General features: G+C 62.4%; 19 protein-coding genes. 3 read left to right on the top strand and 16 right to left on the bottom strand.

Annotated elements, in window-relative coordinates; translation table 11 throughout:
* Window positions 1–1,077 (top strand): outer membrane protein assembly factor BamA (bamA, locus tag ABE456_RS22360; protein WP_346645872.1); only part of this gene is annotated, 1,077 nt, incomplete at its 5' end.
* A gap of 63 nt (window positions 1,078–1,140) precedes the next feature.
* On the opposite strand, the gene ABE456_RS22365 is transcribed toward bamA, so the two are convergent.
* The 14 genes from ABE456_RS22365 to ABE456_RS22430 form a co-directional block, all read right to left on the bottom strand.
* On the bottom strand, window positions 1,141–2,391 hold the full coding sequence (locus ABE456_RS22365) for an OprD family porin (RefSeq protein ID WP_346645873.1): 1,251 nt from the start codon (window positions 2,389–2,391) through the stop codon (window positions 1,141–1,143).
* 54 nt (window positions 2,392–2,445) lie between these two features.
* The gene (locus tag ABE456_RS22370) at window positions 2,446–3,645 is read right to left on the bottom strand and encodes a benzoate/H(+) symporter BenE family transporter (protein ID WP_346645874.1); all 1,200 of its coding nucleotides are present in this window, start codon (window positions 3,643–3,645) and stop codon (window positions 2,446–2,448) included.
* 159 nt (window positions 3,646–3,804) lie between these two features.
* Entirely contained in the window at window positions 3,805–4,719 is a 915-nt protein-coding gene (gene catA, locus ABE456_RS22375) for a catechol 1,2-dioxygenase (RefSeq protein WP_346645875.1), read from the bottom strand.
* 29 nt (window positions 4,720–4,748) lie between these two features.
* On the bottom strand, window positions 4,749–6,077 hold the full coding sequence (locus tag ABE456_RS22380) for an aromatic acid/H+ symport family MFS transporter (protein ID WP_346645876.1): 1,329 nt from the start codon (window positions 6,075–6,077) through the stop codon (window positions 4,749–4,751).
* 57 nt (window positions 6,078–6,134) lie between these two features.
* Window positions 6,135–6,896, bottom strand: a complete 762-nt coding sequence (locus ABE456_RS22385) for a 1,6-dihydroxycyclohexa-2,4-diene-1-carboxylate dehydrogenase (RefSeq protein WP_346645877.1) — start codon at window positions 6,894–6,896, stop codon at window positions 6,135–6,137.
* 145 nt (window positions 6,897–7,041) lie between these two features.
* Entirely contained in the window at window positions 7,042–8,052 is a 1,011-nt protein-coding gene (benC, locus tag ABE456_RS22390) for a benzoate 1,2-dioxygenase electron transfer component BenC (RefSeq protein WP_346645878.1), read from the bottom strand.
* Window positions 8,053–8,124: 72 nt separating this feature from the next.
* On the bottom strand, window positions 8,125–8,610 hold the full coding sequence (gene benB, locus ABE456_RS22395; RefSeq protein ID WP_346645879.1) for a benzoate 1,2-dioxygenase small subunit: 486 nt from the start codon (window positions 8,608–8,610) through the stop codon (window positions 8,125–8,127).
* Window positions 8,607–9,965, bottom strand: coding sequence for a benzoate 1,2-dioxygenase large subunit (gene benA / locus ABE456_RS22400; protein ID WP_346645880.1), 1,359 nt, complete (start codon window positions 9,963–9,965; stop codon window positions 8,607–8,609). Before benA ends, benB begins: the two co-directional genes overlap by 4 nt.
* Window positions 9,966–10,048: 83 nt before the next feature.
* Complete coding sequence (locus tag ABE456_RS22405; protein ID WP_346645881.1) at window positions 10,049–10,948, bottom strand: RHS repeat-associated core domain-containing protein; 900 nt, start codon at window positions 10,946–10,948, stop codon at window positions 10,049–10,051.
* Window positions 10,949–11,041: 93 nt separating this feature from the next.
* Complete coding sequence (benR, locus tag ABE456_RS22410) at window positions 11,042–11,998, bottom strand: benABC operon transcriptional activator BenR (RefSeq protein ID WP_346645882.1); 957 nt, start codon at window positions 11,996–11,998, stop codon at window positions 11,042–11,044.
* 360 nt (window positions 11,999–12,358) lie between these two features.
* Window positions 12,359–13,414 (bottom strand): GlxA family transcriptional regulator, encoded by a 1,056-nt coding sequence (locus tag ABE456_RS22415; protein ID WP_346645883.1) that lies wholly within the window; start codon window positions 13,412–13,414, stop codon window positions 12,359–12,361.
* Window positions 13,415–13,555: 141 nt separating this feature from the next.
* A complete protein-coding gene (gene proX, locus ABE456_RS22420) occupies window positions 13,556–14,584 on the bottom strand; it encodes a glycine betaine/L-proline ABC transporter substrate-binding protein ProX (RefSeq protein WP_346645884.1) in 1,029 nt (342 codons plus the stop codon).
* A gap of 70 nt (window positions 14,585–14,654) precedes the next feature.
* A complete protein-coding gene (gene proW / locus ABE456_RS22425; RefSeq protein WP_346645885.1) occupies window positions 14,655–15,608 on the bottom strand; it encodes a glycine betaine/L-proline ABC transporter permease ProW in 954 nt (317 codons plus the stop codon).
* 19 nt (window positions 15,609–15,627) lie between these two features.
* Window positions 15,628–16,788: a glycine betaine/L-proline ABC transporter ATP-binding protein gene (locus ABE456_RS22430; RefSeq protein WP_346645886.1), complete on the bottom strand. Its 1,161-nt coding sequence runs from the start codon at window positions 16,786–16,788 to the stop codon at window positions 15,628–15,630.
* A 360-nt stretch (window positions 16,789–17,148) separates the two neighbouring features.
* On the opposite strand from ABE456_RS22430, the gene ABE456_RS22435 reads away from it, so the two are divergent.
* Window positions 17,149–18,129: a LysR family transcriptional regulator gene (locus tag ABE456_RS22435; protein ID WP_346645887.1), complete on the top strand. Its 981-nt coding sequence runs from the start codon at window positions 17,149–17,151 to the stop codon at window positions 18,127–18,129.
* A 148-nt stretch (window positions 18,130–18,277) separates the two neighbouring features.
* Here the strand turns inward: ABE456_RS22435 and ABE456_RS22440 are convergent, their stop codons facing one another.
* Together ABE456_RS22440 and hisN are read right to left on the bottom strand one after the other, a co-directional pair.
* Window positions 18,278–19,009, bottom strand: coding sequence for a hypothetical protein (locus ABE456_RS22440; RefSeq protein ID WP_346645896.1), 732 nt, complete (start codon window positions 19,007–19,009; stop codon window positions 18,278–18,280).
* 222 nt (window positions 19,010–19,231) lie between these two features.
* Window positions 19,232–20,023 (bottom strand): histidinol-phosphatase, encoded by a 792-nt coding sequence (hisN, locus tag ABE456_RS22445; protein WP_346645888.1) that lies wholly within the window; start codon window positions 20,021–20,023, stop codon window positions 19,232–19,234.
* Between the two features lie 147 nt (window positions 20,024–20,170).
* Between hisN and ABE456_RS22450 the strand changes: the two genes are divergently transcribed.
* Complete coding sequence (locus ABE456_RS22450; RefSeq protein ID WP_346645889.1) at window positions 20,171–21,061, top strand: universal stress protein; 891 nt, start codon at window positions 20,171–20,173, stop codon at window positions 21,059–21,061.
* The last annotated feature ends 175 nt before the right edge of the window (window positions 21,062–21,236 follow it).

Consider the following 21,236-nt stretch of genomic DNA (forward strand, 5'->3'; position numbering starts at 1 on the left):
GGTTTCGCCCAGAGCGCCGGCCTGATCCTCGGTGGTTCGATCAGCCAGAGCAACTTCCTGGGTACCGGTAACAAGGTGTCCATCGGCCTGACCCGTTCGGAATACCAGACCAAGTACAACTTCGGTTTCGTCGACCCCTACTTCACCGCCGACGGTGTGAGCCTGGGCTACAACCTGTTCTACAACAGCACCGACTACAGCGACTACTACGACGACGGCGTTTCCTACTACGCGATCAACAGCTACGGCGCCGGCGTCAGCTTTGGCTACCCGATCAGCGAAACCTCGCGCCTGACCTACGGCCTGACCCTGCAGCACGATGACATTTCGCCCGGCACCTACAGCGCCGACGAGATCTACGACTTCATCGCCCGCGAGGGCAAGAGTTTCAACAACCTCAAGGCGTCGATCGGCTGGTCCGAGTCCACGCTGAACAAAGGCGTGCTGGCCACCCGCGGCCACTCGCAAAGCCTGACGCTGATGGCCACCACCCCCGGTAGCGACCTGTCGTTCTACAAACTGGACTACAACGGCCAGGCCTTTTTGCCGGTGACCAACAACACCACGCTGCGCTTGCATACCAACCTGGGCTACGGTAACGGCTACGGCTCTACCGACGGTTTACCGTTCTATGAAAGCTACACCGCCGGTGGCCAGGGCTCGGTGCGCGGGTTCAAGGACGGTACCCTTGGCCCGCGCAGCACACCGGCTACCGGGACCTACTCCAGCGCGGGCCAGGCTTACTATTCCGACCGCGACACCGACGTGCTGGGGGGCAATATCCTGATTACCGGCGGCGCCGAGTACCTGTTCCCGCTGCCCTTCGTGAAGGACCAGAGCCAGCTGCGCAGCTCGGTGTTCGTCGATGCCGGCAACGTGTATGCCGACACCTGCTACCTGTCGACCACCCAGGGCTGCGGCAGCGTCGACCTGGCGCAGATGGCCGTGTCGCTGGGGGTTGGCGTGACCTGGTACAGCCCGATGGGGCCATTGAGCTTCAGCCTGGCGGCACCGTTGAAGAAGCCGGACAACGCAGAGACCCAGATTTTCCAGTTCTCGCTGGGGCAGACCTTCTGATACGCCGCCCTTGCCCGCCGGCAAGCCGGCCCCACGGTGTTACCTGTAGGGGCCGATTCAGGCCTAGAACAGCTGCCAGGTGTACACCAGCGTCAGGCGGTTCTCGTCGATGTCGCTGCGGTAGTTGGACCGGGCCATGGCATTCCGCACCCGAATCCCCAACCCCTTCAGCACCCCGCTCTGCACCGCGTAGCCAATGTCCAGGTCACGCTCGCGATCGCGCCCTTCATAGCCCAGCCCGGTATCGACATTGTTACCGGTGATGTAGCGCACGGTCGCTGTCAGCCCCGGTACGCCCATGGCGGCGAAGTTGTAGTCGTAACGCACTTGGTACGAGCGCTCGTCGGTGTAGGCAAATTCATAGGTCGGCACCTCGTTACCCAGCGGCGAGATGTTGGCGAATACCCGTGGGAACGGGCTGTCGCCATAAATACCCTGGTAGCCGGCATGAAAACTGTGCCCGCCATGCCGGGCAGTGAACATCGAGAAGAACGCCTGGTTGTCGATGTTGCCGAGCAACGCGTCGCCGTCTTCACGTGCCGTGAAATAACCCAGGTTGGCGCTGAGCACCCAGTCGCCCACGGGCTTGCTGTGCTTTAGGCCGACAAAGCCCTGTTGGTAGATATCTTCCAGCTGCCCATACCACAGGCTGACACTGCTCTGGTTGGCATTGAATGCGTAGTCCCCACCTACGTAGTTGAAGGCATCGCTCTCGGCCTGGCGCATCGGCACATGGCCGAGCATGGCGTTCATCTTGCCGTCACCACCTTCGTTGCGCAGGTGCGTGCTTTTCAAGTGGCCGGCCTGGACGGTCAGCCCGTCGATCTCCGACGAACTCACGCTCGCACCTTGATAGGTCGGTGGCAGCAGGCGGATGTCGCTGAAGGTCAGCACCGGCAGGTTCGGTTGCAGCTCGCCGACGCGCAACTCGGTCTTCGACAAGCGCGCCTTGAAGGTGGGCGCCAGGCGGCTGTACTCGTCGGCGGCACGGCCGTCGCTGTGCACCGGCAGCAAGCCGGTGTTGGTGCGGTCGGGGCTGCTGTCGAGCTTGATGCCCAACAGGCCCAGGGCATCTACGCCAAAGCCGACCGTACCGGGTGTGTAGCCCGACTTGTAGTCGAGGATGAAACCCTGGGCCCACTCCTCGGCTCTGGATTGTTTGTTGGCCCCGACGATGTCGGAAAAATCGCGGCTGAAGTAGTAGTTACGGGCACTCAGGGTGGCCTTCGAATCCTCGAAGAAACCGCCTTCGGCAGCCAGCAATGGTTGGCTGAGCAAAGTCAGGCCCAGGGCGACACAAGGGGTGTGGTTCATTCCGAAGCTCTCTTGATCTTGTTTTTATGGGTAAAGCGTTGGGAACACGGCAGTTCATGGGGTACGGCGCAGCACCTCCCGTGCACCTGGTTGGCGCAGCCTCAGCAACGCATGGGCCAGCAGGCCGAACAGCAAGCCCCAGAACGCTGCTGACAGGCCAAGGAAGGCCACCCCCGAAGCGGTGACCAGGAAGGTGAACAGCCCGGCATCGCGCTCGGCCGGTTCTGCCAGGCTGCGGGCCAGGGCTTCGCTGATGGCGCCGTACAGGGCCAGGCCAGCCAGGGCGGCGATCAGGGCGGCGGGAAAGGCCGCGAACAGCGACATCAGCGTGGCCCCGGCAATGCCCAGCAGCAGGTACAACGCGCTGCCCGCGACCGCTGCCACATAGCGCCGACGCGGGTTTTCATGGGCTTCGTGGCCGGTGCACAGGCTGGCAGTGACCGCAGCCAGGTTCAGCCCGTGGCACCCGAACGGCGCCAACAGTGCGCCGGCCAGGGCGCTGGCGCTGATCAGCGGGCTGGCCGGCGTGGCATAGCCGGCATTGCGCAGCACCGCCATGCCAGGCATGAACTGCCCGGTCAGGGCCACCAGCACCATTGGCAGTGCCAGGCTGAACACCGCCGCCAGGCTGAACTGCGGGGCGACCCACTGTGGCGAAGCCAGCTCCAGCACCAGCGCCTCGCTGCGAAACGCACCGCTGGCCACCGTCACCAGGGTGCCCACGCACAGCACAGCGGCCACCGCATAGCGCGGCTGTACCCGGCGCATCAGCACGTAGGTGACGAACATTGCCAGCACCAGCAGCGGCTGCACCGGCAAGGCGCGGAACACTTCGATACCGAAGCTGAACAGGATGCCGGCCTGCATGCCCGCGGCGATGGAACCCGGCAGGCGCGCGATGATGCGGTCGAAGGCCCCACTGATGCCGATCAGCAGCAGGACCAGGTTGGCCACCAGGTAGGCACCCACTGCCTGCTCCAGGCCCAGTTGCGGCAAGGCGGTGACCAGCAGTGCCGAACCCGGGATAGACCAGGCGATCACCACCGGTACCCGGTAACGCAGACTGAGCAGCGCACCGAGCACGGCGCTGCCCATGGACACTGCCCAGACCCAGGAAGACAGTTGCTGGTGAGACAGGCCGGCGGCCTCGGCGGCGTGGAAGATGATCACCAACGGGCCAGCGTAGGAGATCATCGTGGCGATGCAGCCGGCAACGATGGCGGACAGTGAACTGTCCTTGATCAGGGTTTTCATTCAGCTTCTCGCAAGGCATCGGCCGGCCTTGGTGGCTGGCTCTTGTTTTGTGTTGGCTCCTTCGCGGGTAAACCCGCTCCCACAGGAATTGCACAGGTTTCAGCATTTGCGCCGTACCTGTAGGAGCGGGTTTACCCGCGAAGAAGCCAACGCGGTGGATCAGGCCTCCTGCAAAGCCCGCGGCCGGCCACTGCGCTGCTCATCCGCACTGCCGTGGGCCAGCTGCAACTGGAAGTCGAACTTCAACTCGGCATGCCGCCCCGCCTGGCCTTCGACAAACACCACCTCCCCCACCAGCCCATCCCGTGTGGCATAGGCAAAGTCATCCCACAGGTACTTGTCCCCCGACAGGTTGATCTGTGTGGTCAGGTGCCGATGCCCTGGCGCCGAGATGAAGAAGTGCACGTGCGCCGGGCGCTGGCCATGGCGGCCCAGCAGGTCCAGACATTCCTGGGTTGGCCCCTGCGGGTCGCAGCCGTAACCGGACGGCACGATGGAGCGCGCGCGATAGCGCCCTTCGGCATCGGTGACGATGCGCCGGCGCAGGTTGTACTCGGACTGGCTCTGGTCGAAGAACGAATAGGTGCCGCGGGTGTTGGCATGCCACAAGTCGACCGTGGCACCCGGTAATGGTTGCCCTTGCGGGTCGAGCACCTGGCCTTCCAGGTACATGACGGTGGCCACGCCCTCCTCGCTGCCGTCGTCCATGCGCCCTTCACCTTCGGCGATGGGCGCACCGGCCACGTACAGGGGCCCCTCGATGGTGCGCGGGGTGCCGCCTACCAGGCCTGCCTGCTGGTCCTTGGCATCCTGCAGCAGGTCGAGGAAGTGCTCGATGCCCAGGCCAGCCACCAGCAGCCCGGCTTCACCGCGACCACCCAGGCGGTTGAGGTAGTCGACGGCATACCAGAACTCGTCCTCGCTGACTTCCAGGTCTTCGATCAGCCGCGCGGTGTCCTGCAGCACGCGCTGCACAATGCGCTTCAGGCGCGGGCTGCCTTCATCGTTGCCGAAGCCTGCGGCCTCTTCGAAAAACTGCTGTACCTCGGCAGTGTGGGAAATTTTCATGGTCATGCTGGCTTACCTCATCTTGTTCTTTTCGGTTACGCCTGCGCCGCAACGGCCTGGGCGTGGCGCCGGCCACTGGCCAGGTGCACGGCCATGGCCAGCGCGGCAATTGCGCCAGGGATGGCGAAGGCGATGAAATTGAGTTGCAACGGCAGGTTGATGCCCATCAGTGCGCCGCCCAGCAGCGGGCCGACGATGGCGCCGTTGCGGCCGATGCCTGAGGCCCAGCCCAGGCCGGTGGAGCGCACCGACAGGCCGTACATTTGCGCGGCGCCGGCATACAGCAGGATCTGCGTACCAATGGTGGTGGCGCCGGCAATGAAGATCAGCAGGTACAGCACCGGCATCGGGCTGTTGACGCCCAGCAGGCTGATCGACAGCGCTGCGGCGATGAAGAACGCCACCTTGACCTTGACCAGGTTGTAGCGGTCGCCCAGCCAGCCGCCGAGAATCGCCCCGGCCATGCCGCCAAAGTTCAGCGCCAGCAGGAACGACAGGCTCGAACCCAGGCTGTAGCCGGCGTTGGCCATCAGCTTCGGCAGCCAGGAACTGAGCGCGTAGACCATCAACAGGCAGCAGAAGAACGCCAGCCACAACGCCAGGGTGCGAATGGCCAGGCCATTGCGGAACAGTTCCAGCACCGATGCCCCGCTGCCTTTGCGGTCCGCTGCCTGCAGCACGTCATCGGCCTGCACGTCGCAACCTGGGTCCAGCCGCTTGAGCAGCTTGCGTGCTTCTTCGCTACGGCCCTGGCGCACCAAAAAGCCGATGGATTCCGGCAGGTAGTAGAGGATCACCGGCAACAGCAGCAACGGCACGGCGGCGGCGAAGAACATCGACTCCCAGCCAAAACGCGGCAGCATGAAGATGCCGACGCCCGCCGACAACATGCCGCCCAGCGAGTAGCCACTGAACATGATCGCCACCAGCGTACTGCGCAGGCGCTTGGGTGCATATTCATTCATCAGTGCCACGGCATTGGGCATCAGGCCGCCACAGCCCAGGCCGGCAATGAAGCGGTAGATGCCAAACTCGCTCGGGCTGCTGGCAAAACCATTGAGGATGGTCGCCCCCGAGAACAAGGCGAAACAGATGGCAATGCCCTTCTTGCGCCCGATGCGGTCGGCCAGGCTGCCAAACACCAGGGCCCCGAACATCATGCCGAACAGCGCATAGCTGCCCAGTGCACCGGCTTGCAACGGGGTCAGGCCCCACTCTTTCATGATGACCGGCAGTACCACGCCGTAGATGAACAGGTCATAGCCGTCGAAGATCAGCAGCAGGCCGCACCAGGCCATGACCATCCAGTGGAACGGGGTAAAGCGCGCATTATCGATGATCGAGTGTACGTCAAGGGTTCGCATGGCATCTGTCGCTCTTGTTTTTGTTGTGGAGAAAAACTTTTGCCTTGAGGGTGCTGCTCAGCCGAGGTCGCCGCCCCCTACCGGCAGGGTCACGCCGGTGATGTACGAGGCTTCGTCGGAGGCAAGGAACAGAATCGCCCCTACCTGCTCGTCGATGCTGCCGTAGCGGTGCATCAGGCTGCTGTCGAGGGTTTGGTCGACGATCTGCTGGTACCAGTGTTTTTCCTGCTCGCTCTGCTCGGCGCTGTTGCGCGGCACACGCCGGGGTGGCGCTTCGGTGCCGCCGGGCGCGGTGGCGTTGACGCGGATGCCCCGGCCAGCGGTTTCAAAGGCCAGGCACGCGGTGAGCGCATTGACGCCGCCCTTGGCTGCGCCGTAAGGCACTCGGTTGACGCCGCGGGTAGCGATGGACGAGACGTTGACGATGGCGCCAGTGCCGCGCTCAAGCATGTAGGGCAGCGCGGCGTGACAGCACCACAGGGTGGGGAACAGCGAGCGGCGCACTTCGGCCTCGATCTGCTCGACTTCGTAGTGCTCGAAAGGCTTGGCCCAGATAGTGCCGCCGACGTTGTTGACCAGGATGTCGAGGCGGCCGAAGGTTTCCACCGCGCTGGCCATGACCCGGGCGCAATCGGCGTGTTGTTCGAGGTCGGCGGTAAGGGTCAGCATGCCCTCGCCGGCCAACTCGTGAACCAGTTCGGAGCGGTCTACCGCGACCACTTGCGCGCCTTCGGCCTTGAGCCGCCAGCACACGCCACGGCCGATGCCTTGTGCGGCACCGGTGACCAGGGCGACCTTGCCTTGGAATCGGTTGTTCATATGCAAATCTCCGCCTGCCCGCGGTCCGTGTGGGAGCGGGTTTACCCGCGAATGCGTCCGACAAGACAAAACTGCTGTACCTGCTGGCCTCTTCGCGGGTGAACCCGCTCCCACAGGGGGCGGTGTTATGTTCGGGATGAAGGAATCAGGCTGCCGCCGCAAATTTTTCGTAGTAGAAGTTGGCCGGGGTAATGCCCTGCTCGCGCACGTACTGGCTCACCGCCTCGACCATCGGCGGTGGCCCGCACAGGTACACATCCACATCGCCATCGTTGAGGTGGCGGGGCTCGATGTGCTGGGTCACGTAGCCCTTCTGTGGGTACTGGCTGTCCGGGTTGGCCACGCAGGCGCTGTAGGTGAAGTTGGGGATGCGCGCCGCCAGGGCCTGCAGGCGGTCGAGCTCGACTAGGTCGAAGTCGTTGGTCACGCCGTAGATCAGGTGCAGCGGGTGTTCGCTGCCCTGCTCGGCGATCTTCTCCAGCATCGCGGTGAATGGCGCCAGGCCGGTGCCACCGGCCAGCAGCAACAGCGGGCGCTGGATCGGCCGCAGGTAGAAGCTGCCCAGCGGCCCGGCCAGGCTCATGCTGTCACCGGCCTTGGCCAGGTTGGTGAGGAAGCTGCTCATCAGCCCGCCCGGCACGTTGCGGATCAGGAAGCTGACTTCGCCGTCCTTCTGCAGCGAGCTGAACGAGTAGGCGCGGCTCTGCTCGCTGCCCGGCACCTTCAGGTTCACATATTGCCCAGGCAAGAAGGCCAGGCGGCTCAGTGCCTCGCCCTTGATCGACAGGGCAATGGTGCTGGCCGACAGCTGGCGTACATCGCTGATGGCTGCCTCGAAGCTGGCCTGTTCGGTCTTGCACAGCTGCGACGAGGCCGGGATGCGGATAACGCAATCGCTTTCGGCACGCATCTGGCAGGTGAGTACATAGCCTTCGGCGATTTCATCTTCGCTCAAGGCGTCTTCGATGAAGTTGTCGCCCAACTCGTAGCGGCCAGACTCGGCCTTGCACTTGCAGGTACCGCAAGCGCCGTCGCGGCAGTCCAGCGGGATGTTGATGCCTTGGCGGTAGGCGGCGTCGGCCACGGTTTCTTGGCCGGTGGCCTCGATGAAGCGGGTAACCCCGTCTTCGAAATTCAGTGCGATCTGGAAGCTCATGTTGCACCTCGCGGGCGAGCCGGGCCACGGCGCGTCGCAGGACGCCCCGGGCAGTGCTCGCAAAACCCTGTATCAGATGTGGTAGATGTCGATGACCTGGCGCACGTAGTCGTTCTTCAGCACCACCTTCTTGGCCTTGATCAGCGGCTGTTCGCCGCGCAGGTCGAGGGTGTAGAAGCTGCTGCCGAAGTAACTGTCGGTGGTCTTGTAGCGGAAGCTCAGGGTGTGCCAGTTGAAGCGCACCAGGCAGCTGCCCTCGCCCTGCTCGACGATCTCGATGTTGCTGATGTTGTGCGAGGTGCGGGTGTCGGGCACGGTCGCACTGGAGCGCTCGGTCTTGATGCGGAACACACGGTCTTCCAGGCCGCCACGGTTGCCGTACCAGATCAGCGAGATTTCGCTTTGCGGGTCTTCGGTAAGGGTGTCGTCATCGTCCCAACTGGGCATCCAGAAGGTGGCATCGCTGGCATACATTTCCAGCCACTGGTCCCATTGGGCGTCGTCCAGGTAGCGCGCCTCGCGGTAGAGGAAGTCGCGCACGGTTTCATACAGGCTCATTGCACGGCCTCCACGGGGATCAGTTGCTGCTCGTCCTTGAGGGCCTGGATCATGGTGTCCTGCCAGTACTTGTGTTGCAGCACGAACAGGCCTTCGTCCTCGGTGCGTACGCCGGACAGCAGCGGCTTGAGTTCGATCTCCTTGGCCGCCTCGTCGGCACCTTCCACCCAGTGGGCGGCGCCGCGGGACATGTCGTTCCAGCCGGTGCCGCCGCCGTAACCGGTCTGGCACGAGCGGAACTCTTCCAGGTCATCCGGGGTGGCCATGCCGCTGACGTTGAAGAAGTCTTCGTACTGGCGGATGCGCTTGGCGCGGGCATCGGCGCTCTCGCCTTTCGGTGCGATGCAGTAGATGGTGATTTCGGTCTTGTTCACCGAGATCGGCCGGGCAATACGGATTTGCGAGCTGAACTGGTCCATCAGGTACACGTTCGGGTACAGGCACAGGTTGCGCGAGTTCTCGATCATCCAGTCGGCACGGGCCTGGCCGAAGTCGGCGGCCAGCTGGTCGCGGCGCTCGTAGGCCGGGCGGTCTTCGGGGTTGGCCCAGCGGGTCCACAGCAGCAGGTGGCCGTGGTCGAACGAATAGAAGCCACCGCCTTGCTTGGCCCAGGCGCCGGCGCTCATGGTCTTGATCTCGTCACCGGCTTCGCGCTGCTTGCGCTGGTTCTGGGTGGCGGCGTAGTTCCAGTGCACGGAGCTGACGTGGTAGCCATCGGCGCCGTTCTCGGCGGTGAGCTTCCAGTTGCCCTCGTAAATGTACGAGCTGGCGCCGCGCAGCACTTCCAGGCCTTCTGGCGACTGGTCGACGATCATGTCGATGATCTTGGCCGACTCGCCCAGGTGTTCGACCAACGGTTTCACGTCGGCATTCAGGCTGCCGAACAGGAAGCCACGGTACGACTCGAAGCGCGCCACCTTGGTCAGGTCGTGGGAGCCGTCGCAGTTGAAGCTGTCGGGGTAACCGGCGTTGCTCGGGTCTTTGACCTTGAGCAGCTTGCCGCTGTTGTTGAAGGTCCAGCCGTGGAACGGGCAGGTGTAGCTGGAGCGGTTGCCGCGCTTGTGCCGGCACAGCATGGCGCCGCGGTGGCTGCAGGCGTTGAGGAAGGCATTGAGCTCACCGTCCTTGTTGCGCGCGATGAAAATCGGCTGGCGCCCCATGGTCAGGGTGAGGAAATCGTTTTTCTCGGGGATCTGGCTTTCATGGGCCAGGTAGATCCAGTTGCCCTCGAAGATGTGTTTCATCTCCAGGTCAAACAGGCGTGGGTCGGTGAACATCTCGCGCTTGCAGCGGTAGATGCCCTTTTCACGGTCGTCCTCGAGCATGGCATTGAGGTAGTCGAATCCCAGGGACATGGCCAGGGTCTCCCTTGTTATTGTTTAGACCTGGTCAGGTTAGGGAGACCGCTGGCGGGGGACTATCCGGATTGTGCAGAGTGCTATCCAGCTACGCGGATGTGCTGATTGTTTTCATCAAGCTGCCATTTTACATTGGGTTCTGACTTTGCATTGTCAGGCAGCACCGACCTGATCTTTTTTTCCAAACCCACGGTTTTTTCGAACAGACTCCGAAATTCCGGAGACTGGGAGCGACTTTGATAATCCCTGGTCAAACTGACAGCAGCTGCTTCTACAACGCCGTGATCGGTAAACGACCAGCTGCTAGCCTCGCTTATCCGTTGGACCCTTACGTTTGTATTTCTACCTTGATAGGCGAGTCCGCTTTCGAAGATGTTTGCGGATACTGTTGCGTTATGCTGCTTTAATCTTTCGTTCATCTGTTGGTTGAACTGTGCTTGGGATTTCGTGCTCACAGATGGGGCGAGCGAAGCAGGCTGTGTTGTTCCAGGATGGGCTGACCTAGGTACTCGTGGCCTCAACCATGACCACCAGCTGTGCCCTGTTGAATCATTTCTGTTCACGGGGTCACCACCACAGTAGCTATAAGTATTCAGTCCTCCTTGTGCAAAAGGGCTGAGGCTGTCAGGAGCGTTGAATCTCATCAAGGTAGGGATGAATGCACGGTACCCATCACCCAACAAATAATGCCCCGTCAGCGTCCCTTTCCGCTGGCTGGAGAATCGCAACACTGGCGCAGCTGCCGTTTGGCTGTCCCATCCATACACCATGTAGTGCATCAAGCTCGACGAGTTTCGCCCGATGCATCGCAGAACCGATCCTTGTATATCTGTTGCATAAAGGGCTGCCTGACCATCATCACACTGTACAAACGCCCGTCCTGCGGCGCGCAACAGTGCCGAGGCTCCGGCGCCAGAATGTTTGACCAACGAAAGGCCTTCGGGAGTGTAGAAATAGAATTGCTTCTGCGACTTCGCCATGGCTACCACCATTTACCCGGGATAGGCAGATGGTGGTTTAAGAGCAATGCGTTCACAACTGGCAGAACTGCTAGGCGGACAAGCCTGAGGCCCTCATCCCCGCCGCTTGAACGTCTGCGAAGGCAGCTCGCCAAACTGCTGCCGATACACTTCGGAGAACCGCCCCAGATGCAGGAAACCGTAGTCCAGCGCCAGCTCCGTCACACTGCGCACGCCACAAGTCGGGTCATTCAGGCACGCATGCACCCGCTCCAGCTTGCGCTGGCGCACGTAGTGCTTGGGTGTAGTGCCCAGATGCTGGTCAAACAACGCATACAACGAGCGCAAGCTCATGCACGCTTGCTCTGCCAGCACTTCAGCCGACATTTCCAGTTTCAAGTTGCGCTCGATGTAGTCGAGAATGCGCTCAAGTCCCGCTTGCGGGGCGCTCAGGCTTTCGCGGCGGATATTGGTATTCATCAGGGTCAGCAATTTGCTGGCGACGATCTGGCTGTAATGACCTTGCACGCGCGGCAGTGAATCGCCCACTTCCGCCTCATGGCAAACCATTGCCAGCAGGTTGACGAAGCCGTCCAGCTCCTCCAGCCGATAGTGGTTGCGCAAGAACCGCACCCCGCCGTCGGGCCGATGCCAGCGCTGTTCGTCACAGATCGAGTCCAGCAGCCGGGTCGGCACCTTGAGGATGAATTTCTCGCAGTCTTCCGAGTACGTCAGGTCAACCGGGTCGTCGGGGTTGATCAGCAGCAGCTCGCCTGGCACCAGATGCTGCTCGCGTTTGTGCCCGCGCCACAGGCAGTTGCCGTTGAGCAACACCTGCAGGTGGTAGATGCTTTCCAGCGCTGGCGAGGTAACCCGCACGCTACCGCCGTAGCTGATGCGGCACAGGTCGAGTTCGGCGAACTTGCGGTGGCTGAGGCTGGCCTGGGGGTGGGTGGTGCGAGACAGACCGATGCAATGCTGGCCTACATGCTGGTTGACATAATCAGACACAGCATAAGGGTCGGCGTGGTGAAACACGCTACTGCGTTCGCTCAGCAGGCGGCTTTCCATAGGCAAGGCACTCGGTATCGTTATTGTTCTGGTCGCCGCTTCCTACGGCCTTGTAGGCTGTGGTTGCGGTCGTCACGGTCATTTTATCGGGCCGGCTGCGGGTCGCGGGGGCAGGCGACAGCCGGTGGATGGGCACACTACAGCAAAAAGGCGGGGGTTGGGCAATGCGGCGATGTGATTGGATGGGCGGATAGCGGACATGGAGGTGGCAGGTTGTGTTCGGTTATCGAACAATATTTTCCTGTGCCGGCCTCTTCGCGGGTAAACCCGCTCCTACAGGGATCATCACTGCCTCGGGGCCTGCGCAATACCTTGTGGGAGCGGGTTTACCCGCGAAAGGGCCAGCAGGCAACACAAAATTCAATGCACAGCTACATCCTGCCGCCCTGCCCAGCCTTGGCTACGCGCCCGGTACTGCCGTGGGGCAATGGCGAACAGCTCGCGGAAACGCCGGTAGAAATGCGGGAAGCTGACAAACCCGCTGGCCACCGCCACTTCGGTCAAGGACTTGTTGGTGTGCTGCAGCAGCTGCCGGGCATGGGTCAGACGCAGCTCCAGATAATAGCGCGGTGGCGTGGCCTGTACATGGCGGCGGAACAGGCGCTCCAGGTGCCGACGCGACAAGCCGGCATGCTCGGCAATCTCGTCGATGCCGATCGGGTCTTCGATATTGGCGTGCATCAGCTCCAGGGCCAGGCGCACGCCTTTGGGCAAACTTGGGTCGATTTCCGGCGCACTGGCCGGTGCATCACTCATCACCCGCGCCCGGTCACAGGCCAACATCTGCTCCACGGCCCGGCGCAGCGGTGTACCACCGCAGTGCTCAAGCAAGGCCAGCATCATGTCCAGCGCGCTACTGGCACCGGCGCAGCTCATGCGCCGGCGGTCCAGCACATGGGCCTGGCGGCTGATGCGCACCTTGGGGAACAACTCGCTCATCATCGCCCGGCCATCGGGGTGGAAAGCGCAATCGTGGTCGTTGAGCAAGCCGGCTTCGGCCAGGAAGTAGGCACCGTTCCACAGCCCGCCCAACTGGCAGCCGAGCTGGTCGGCCTGGCGCAGCTTGGCGCGCAGTGGCGGCGCGGTTTCCAGGCGTACGCGAAAGCCGCCGCATACCAACAGGCAGTCCAGGCCCTGTACGTCGAGGTCGGCCAGTTGGGTGTTGACCGGCAAGGCGATACCCAGGTCGCTCATTACCTGCTCGCCCTCGCCCACTACCTGGATCTGGAACAACGGCGTGGCGCTCATCAGGTTGGCGGTGACCAGGCTGTCCATGGCGGCGGTGAAGGCCATCATCGAGAAGTGCTCGCGCAGAACGAAGGCCACGCGCTGGCACGGCATTGAAAGGGATGTGCGAATGGCAGGGTCCAGGTGGGCCAGGTTGGTGTTCTTGAGGATGCTTTCGAAGTGGCTCATGGTCTTAACTCAACTGCGGGAGTTGCGTTGGCCCCTTCGCGGGTAAACCCGCTCCCACAGGGTCCTGCACAGGCTCCGAATACTGTGCGGTCCCTGTGGGAGCGGGTTTACCCGCGAAGGGGCCAAAGCCGATAAAACAGGTTACTTGCTGGCCTGGGCCGCCGCATCACGCGAGGCCTGCAGCCACTGGTCGAACTGCTGGCGGTGCGTTGCAACCCATTCCTTGGCATGGCGGGTGATGTCGGCAGGCTTCTTCTCGCCCTGCTGCATCTTCAGGTTCTGGTTGCTCTCGTCGTCGGTGCTGATCTGTACCAGCGACAGGAACTTCAACGCCGCCGGGTTCTTCTCGGCAAAGTCCTTGTTCAGCACGGCCACCACCTTATCGATGGCAAAGCCCAGGTTCTTGCCGTGGTACATGGTATCGACGTCGTTCTTGCCGTCGGGCAGGTCGGTCTTCGGCACTTCGAGCCAGACCACGTCCTTGCCCTCGACCAGCACGCTGGCGATCCACTGCGGTACCCAGGTGAAGTAGAAGATCGGCTTGCCTTCCTTGTAGCGGGCGATGGTGTCGGCCATCAGCGCGAAGTACGAGCCCTGGTTGACAGTGATGCTCTTGTCCAGGTCGTAGGCCTTCATGTGGTGGGCGATAACCAGTTCGCAACCCCAGCCCGGGTTGCATCCGGTCATGTCGGCCTTGCCATCGCCATCGGTGTCGAACAGCTTGGCGATTTCTGGCTTCTTCAGGTCGGTGATGTACTTGATGTTGTACTGGTCGGCGGTTTTCTTGTCGATCAGGTAACCCTGGGCCACACCCGGCAGGATGTTGCCAGTCTTGACCATCACATCGTCACCACCGGCCTGCTGGTAGAACTGGTTATGCAGCTTTTCCCACAGGTGCACGGTGAAGTCGGCATCGCCGTTGGCCAAGGCCACCATCATCACGCCGTACTCGGTCTCCTTCGGCTCCTGCACCTTGTAGCCCAGCTCGCGCAGGCCTTCCATGGCCACTTCGCCACGGAAGCGCTCTTCGGCGATGGAGGGGAAGATCGGTGTCACCTTCACGCCATCACCCGGTTTTTCCGCCGAGGCGTGTGCGCCCAGCGCAGCGGCTACCAGGGTCAGCGCGGTGGCGCATTTGAGGATGCTGCGGGTGAACTTGGATTCGTGCATCGTCGCTTACCTTTTTCTGATTTTTATCTTCAAGTGCGGCAGATCGAACGTCTCAAAAGTCTTGCTGTGCTCAGGCGGTCTTGCGCCGCCCTTGCGTTTGCCCGGCGCCACACAGGCGCATCACCACCCCTACCGGGCCGGTGTGATACCAGCGCAGGCTAGGGTCGGCGCTGGTACGGGCGCCCATGGCCTGGGTCAGGCGGTCGAGGAAGATCGCCAGCAGCACCAGCCCCACGCCACCGACCGTGGCCAGGCCCATGTCCAGCCGGCCGATGCCGCGCAGCACCATCTGGCCCAGGCCGCCGACCGAAATCATCGAGGCGATCACCACCATCGACAGCGACAGCATCAGGGTCTGGTTGAGGCCGGCCATGATGGTCGAGGTGGCCAGCGGCAGTTGCACGCGGGTCAGCATCTGCCGTGGGGTGCAGCCAAAGGCGCGGGCGGCTTCAATCTTGTCTTCCGGCACCTGGCGGATGCCCAGGTTGGTCAGGCGCACCAGCGGCGGCAGGGCGAACACGATGGTCACCAGCACCCCGGGCACGTTGCCGATGCCGAACAGCATCACCACCGGTACCAGGTAAACGAACGCCGGCAGGGTCTGCATGGCATCGAGCAGCGGCCGGATGATGCTTTCCAGGCGGTTGCTGCGGGCGCAGACGATGCCCAGAGGAATGCCGATGACCGCGCAGAAGAACACCGAGGTCAGTACCAGCGCCAGGGTGGTCATCGACTCCGACCACACACCGATCAGGCCGAGCAAGGTCAGGGTGATGAAGCACAGCACCGCCATGCGCTTGCCCGCCAGCTGCCAGCCCAGCAATGACGAGAGGATGATGCCGATGGTGGGCGGAATGCTCTGCAGGGTGAACTCGATGCCATTGAGCACCTGGTCGATCGGCCAGCGAATGGCACGGAACACCTCGCGGAAGTTGTGCACCAGGAAGTTCAGGGTGGCGGTAACCCAGTCACCCAGCGGGATGGTGGCCGCCTGGAACGGGTCGAGAAGGCTGAATTCGGACATGAGGGCTTACCTCTTGGTATTAGTGGCGGCTCAGGGTCTGCAACAGCTCGTTCTTCGACAGCGTGCCCTTGAAGGCACCCTGGCGGTCGAGCACCGGCACCGGGTACGGCAGGTCGGCCGCAATCCCGAGTACCTCGTGCAGCGGCGTATCGGTGTACACCGGGCACTGCTCGTGCAGGCTGTAGCGGTCACTGGCAGTGGCGCCGTTGGCGTCGGTATCGACCACGCCCAGCAGCTGGCCGCGGTCATCGACCAGGTAGCCAAACGGCACGCCGGCCTGGAAGCTCGGCGCCTTGCCGTTGACCTTGCACACCACGGCCGGGTCGAACTTGGCCACATCACCGGCCTTGAGCACCCGCGAGCTGTCGAAGCTCTTGAAGAAGGTGCGTACGTAGTCGTTGGCCGGCTGGTTGATCAGCTCTTGCGGGGTGCCGATCTGCACTACCCGCCCGCCTTCCATGATGGCAATGCGATGACCGATGCGGATGGCTTCCTCGATGTCGTGGGAAATGAAGATGATGGTGCGCTGCTGCTCGGCCTGCAGACGAATCAGCTCGCCCTGCATTTCGCTGCGGATCAGTGGGTCGAGCGCGGAAAACGCCTCGTCCATCAGCAGGATCGCCGGGTCGTTGGCCAGCGCCCGGGCCAGGCCCACACGCTGCTGCATACCGCCGGACAACTGGTGCGGGTAGCTGTGCTCGTGGCCGGCCAGGCCAACCTGGCTCAACGCTTCACGGGCGCGGCTGTGGCGTTCGCCTTCCGGCACCCCGGCAATTTCCAGGCCGAAGGCGGTGTTTTCGAGCACGCTCATGTGCGGCATCAGCGCAAAGGACTGGAACACCATGCCCATTTCCTTGCGGCGCACGTCCAGCAGGGCTTTGTCGGAGAGCCCGGTAATTTCCTTGCCGTTGAGGTGAATGCTGCCGGAGGTCGGCTCGATCAGGCGGTTGAACAGCCGCACCATGGTCGACTTGCCCGAGCCGGACAGGCCCATGATGACGAAGATCTCGCCACGCTTGACGGAAAAGCTTGCATCGAACACGCCGACGACGTGGCCGGTCTTGCTGAAGATTTCGTTCTTGTCGGCACCTTTGCGGAGCATCTCCATGGCCATGTTCGGGTTGGGACCGAACACCTTGAAGATGTTTTTTACCGAAAGAATCTCATCGGCATGGCTCATACGACCCTCTTTATTATGCTTATTAACCAATCTTTCAACATCGCACTTTCAATAAGGCGGGTAGAGATCAGTGCGAGTACGCTTGGCAGTCCGTTCAAAATCGAACGTGAGTCAAAACCGGCACGCAGAATGTCCTGCTTCAAATAGTTGTTCGACATTGATGTCTCGAATGTCGCGCCGTAGGTTTAACGTTAGGCCCTGATCCAGAGCGGGTCCAACGACATTTGTATGGCGCAAACCATTACCTGAAGTTATCAATCGCGCCGCAATGCCGGTGCCAGAGCCCCTGTACATTTACCGCCAGGCCTGGAACAGGCTAGAGTGACCCGATTGGCTAGACGAAGGACCTCGCCCCGCCCCATGGTCAGACACTCCGAACCCGATCAGACGCTGATCAAGATGCCCTCGCTGCGTGCGGTGAAAGTCTTCGTCGCCGCCGCCAAGTACCAGAACTTCACCCGTGCCGCCGAGGCGTTGTGCGTGACCCAGGCCGCCGTCAGCCGGCAGATCCGTGAACTGGAGACCTACCTGGGCGCCGAGTTGTTCACCCGGGTGGGGCGTGCGGTGGAGCTGACCGTGGCCGGCTCGATCTTCTTCGATGCGGTGCAGTTGTCGTTCGTCAACATTTCCCAGGCGGCCGAACGCATCCGCAGCAACACCAATACCAAGCATGTGGTCACCCTGTGCTGTTCGCCGGCCTTTGCGGCGTTGTGGATGGGCCCGCGCATGCCCAGGTTCTTTGACGAAAACCCAGACATCGACATCAACCTGGTGACCACGCAGAACTTCCTGTCGATGGAGCCTGGGGTTCGGCCGGACATCTACATCACCAAGCTGGGCAAGATCCAGGCGGGCTACAGCTGCCACCCGCTCAACCATGACGTGATCTACCCGGTGTGCACCCCGCATTACCTCGCCGAACACCCCGAAGTGAGCACGCTTGAGGGGCTGCGCGACGGTTCACTGCTCAACCTCAGCCCCTATGGTCGCTCGCAGGTGGCCGAGCACGTCGACTGGAACGTATGGCTGGCGTTCCATGACGTCGACCTGAAAAGCCGCGCCAGCAGCGCGCCGCACTTCTTCAATGCCAATGACTACAACCTGCTGGTGCAACTGGCACTGGGCAACCAGGGGGTGGCGCTGGGCTGGCACCACCTGGTGGCGCCGTTGGTGGCGCAAGGCTTGCTGGTGCGGCCTGTGGCGCAGGAACTGGTGCTTAAAGACACGTTCCACTTCCTGGCCTTCAATGAAGACAAGGAGCATGAGTCCAGTTGCCGGCGCTTGCGCGACTGGTTGCTGGTTGAGTTTCAGCCGTTGCTGGAGTCGTTGCGTAGTCACTGATTTGCGCGTTCCTGTGCGGGCCTCTTCGCGGGTAAACCCGCTCCCACAGGTACGGCACAGTTTTCCATAAATGTGGTGATGCGGGGGGAGCGGGGTTACCCGCGAAAGGGCCCGTACAGGTAACCCAAAACTCCCGGATACGCGCGATTCACTGCACCGGCAGGAAGTTCATCAACAACAAGCTTTGCGCATAATTCAAACCAATCCGCCGATAGCGCTCATCCAGTAGCTCGGCCAGCAAATCCAGCCGCGCCACGATCTTGCCGAACTCCACGGCAAAACTCAGGTTGCTGCCCTCTTCCGAAATCTCGTTGGAAAACAGCAGCAACACGCCATTGGCATCCTGCCGCTGGCTCAACATCCAGGTAGCTTTTTCGATATTGCGCGCGGCGTTGTTGATGAACAGCGGGTCGATGGTATCGGTCATGTAGAACTCGGTACGCCCGCCGTGCGCGGTAATCAGCATGCTGCCGATGGCATAGATGAACGCGCCGACCCGGTCGCCGCGAAACTCCGGGCTCAGGGCGTAGCTCAACGCCGCCAGGTCACGGCGGCTACCCAGTTGCGGTAACGGCTGGCGCTGTTCGATGGCGATGCGGATCTGCCGCTCGGCAGTGGCGGCATCCACATAGCCGGACATCTTCCACTGGTTGGGGTTGCGCAGGTACAGCTTGTTCATCAGCAGGTACAGGCTTTGCAGGTTGTCACGCATCGACAGCGTGGCCAGGCGGTCGACGCTGGTCTGGAACAACTCGCTGGGTTTGCCGTTGCCGAACTGGTCGAGCATGTCGCGGCCTTGCTCCTGGGTGCAGGCGCACAGGCATGTGAGGGCGCCTGCCAGTAGCAGGCGGGAGAGAAAATTTGGGTAGTTTGCAACCATCGGCACCGGGTCGATATTCGGCGGCTGCACTGGGGGTCAGTGCGGCCTGGCCAAGCATAGAGCCCGGAAATCGGAAAAAGTGCGGTGGTTGGGGATTCTGGATACCTGTGCGGGCCTCTTCGCGGGTGAACCCGCTCCCACAGGATCTCCACAAACTCTGAAACCTGTGCAGCCCCTGTGTGCGGGCAAGCCCGCGAAGAGGCCGGCCCAAGCCATTCAAGGTCACATGGCGTGGCGCAACATCTCCACCACCTGCGCATGCAACACCGGGTCACCGCAGGCCACTACACACCCGCCATTCTGCGCACTGCTGCCATCCCAGGCGGTGATCACACCCCCCGCGCCTTCGATGATCGGCATCAGTGCCTGCACGTCATACGGCTGCAGGCTGGCCTCGACGATCACGTCAACAAAGCCCGAGGCAAGCATGCAGTAGGCATAGCAATCACCACCGTAGCGCATCAGCCGCGCCTTGCCGGCAACTGCCTCGAACGCCGCCTTGCGCTCGGCGGTGTCGAACATGTCTGGCGTGGTGCACATCAGCGTGGCCGCAGCCAGGTCAGCACAGGAACGGGTCTGCAACGGCGTACCACTGCGCCAGGCGCCTGCCGGGGTGCCGACAAAGCGCTCGCCGGTGAACGGCTGGTTCATCACCCCGACTACCGGGCGCGTGCCGTCGTTCAGCGCAATCAGCGTGCCCCACAGCGGCAGGCCGGTGATGAAGGCGCGGGTGCCGTCAATCGGGTCGAGCACCCAGGTCAGCGGGCTGCTGCCAACGGCCACGCCGGCTTCTTCGCCGAGAATGCCGTGCTCGGGGTAGCGGGCCTGGATCAGCTCACGCATGGCGTCCTCGGCCGCCTTGTCGGCCACGGTCACCGGGTCGTACAAGCGCCCGCCCTTGTCCTCGACATCCAGGCTGGCACGGAAATATGGCTTGATCGCCCCAGCGGCAGCATCGGCCAGCTGCTCGGCGAAGGCGCGGAATTCGCCGATCTGTTCAGCACTCAGGGACATGGGGCGGGCCTCGTGAAAATGATGGGGCCCGCATCATACCCGACACGCCGTGCCGCGCCAGCCTCTGTCAGGTGCTCATGCAGCCCAGCGCGGTCTAGACTGAACAAGACCAGTTCACCGGGGGGCTGCCACACGTGGAGGTGTGAGATGAGCCAGTTCAAGCGTCTGTTCGTCATGCTCGGCCCGCAGATGCGCCACACGCCGGCGCTGCAACGCGCTGCGGCGCTGGCTGAGTCCTGCGGTGCCTTGCTGGATATCAACGTGTTCGTCGACGATGTCGATACTTTTGGCTTGATGAGCGATGGCCGCGAACGTGAGCGGCTGCTCAGCGACAACCGCCAATGGCTGGCGGACGAAGCCGAACAGCTGGGCAATGCCGGCCTGGACGTGTCCACCGAACTGCTGCTGACCCGCGACCCACTGGGCAGCGTGCTGGAGCGGGTCGAACGGCTGGGCTGTGACCTGCTGATCAAGGACGTGCAGCACGAACCGGTGCTCAAGCGCCTGCTGGTGACGCCACTGGACTGGCAGTTGCTCAAGGACAGCCCGGTCGCCGTACATTTGGTCAGTGACATCCGCCTGCCCTTGCCCCGGCAGATCGCCGCCGCGGTGGACCTGAACAGCCATGGCGCTGGCGAGCACCTGGATGAGCAAGTGATCCACTGCGCCCATGCCCTGGCCCTGCAGTGCAACGCCGAACTGCACCTACTGCATGTGTGCGACGCGGCCAAGACCCATATCGCCGACTTCGGCGCTGGCACGGTGACCATGCCGGGTTTCGATGGCAGCGTGCGGACTGCGCAGCGGGCGGCGTTCAACCGGCTGGGCGACCACCACCAGATCCCGCTGGAGCGCAGGCACTTCATGGAAGGGGCAGCGATCAGGGCGATTGCCCAGTTCGTTGGGCATAGCCGGGCCGATGTAATCGTGATGGGTAGCCACCGGCATGACGCCATGCAGACGTTCCTGGGCGGGACCACGGCGCATGTGCTGGAGCATCCGCTGTGCAATGTGCTGGCGATCAAGGCTGTGCGTTGAGTTGTGGGCTGCATGGTCTGGCTCCTTCGCGGGTAAACCCGCGAAGGGGTCGGCACCGATAAACCTGCTTGGTATCTGGTACACCAGTTCCACTTAAAAAGAATGCATTTGATAATGATTCGTAGTAGTTTCGCGGCGCTTGCCCACCCTACCCTCAGCGCCCTACTCCAGGATC

This window comes from Pseudomonas sp. TWI929 (assembly GCF_039673335.1).
Classification (GTDB): domain Bacteria; phylum Pseudomonadota; class Gammaproteobacteria; order Pseudomonadales; family Pseudomonadaceae; genus Aquipseudomonas.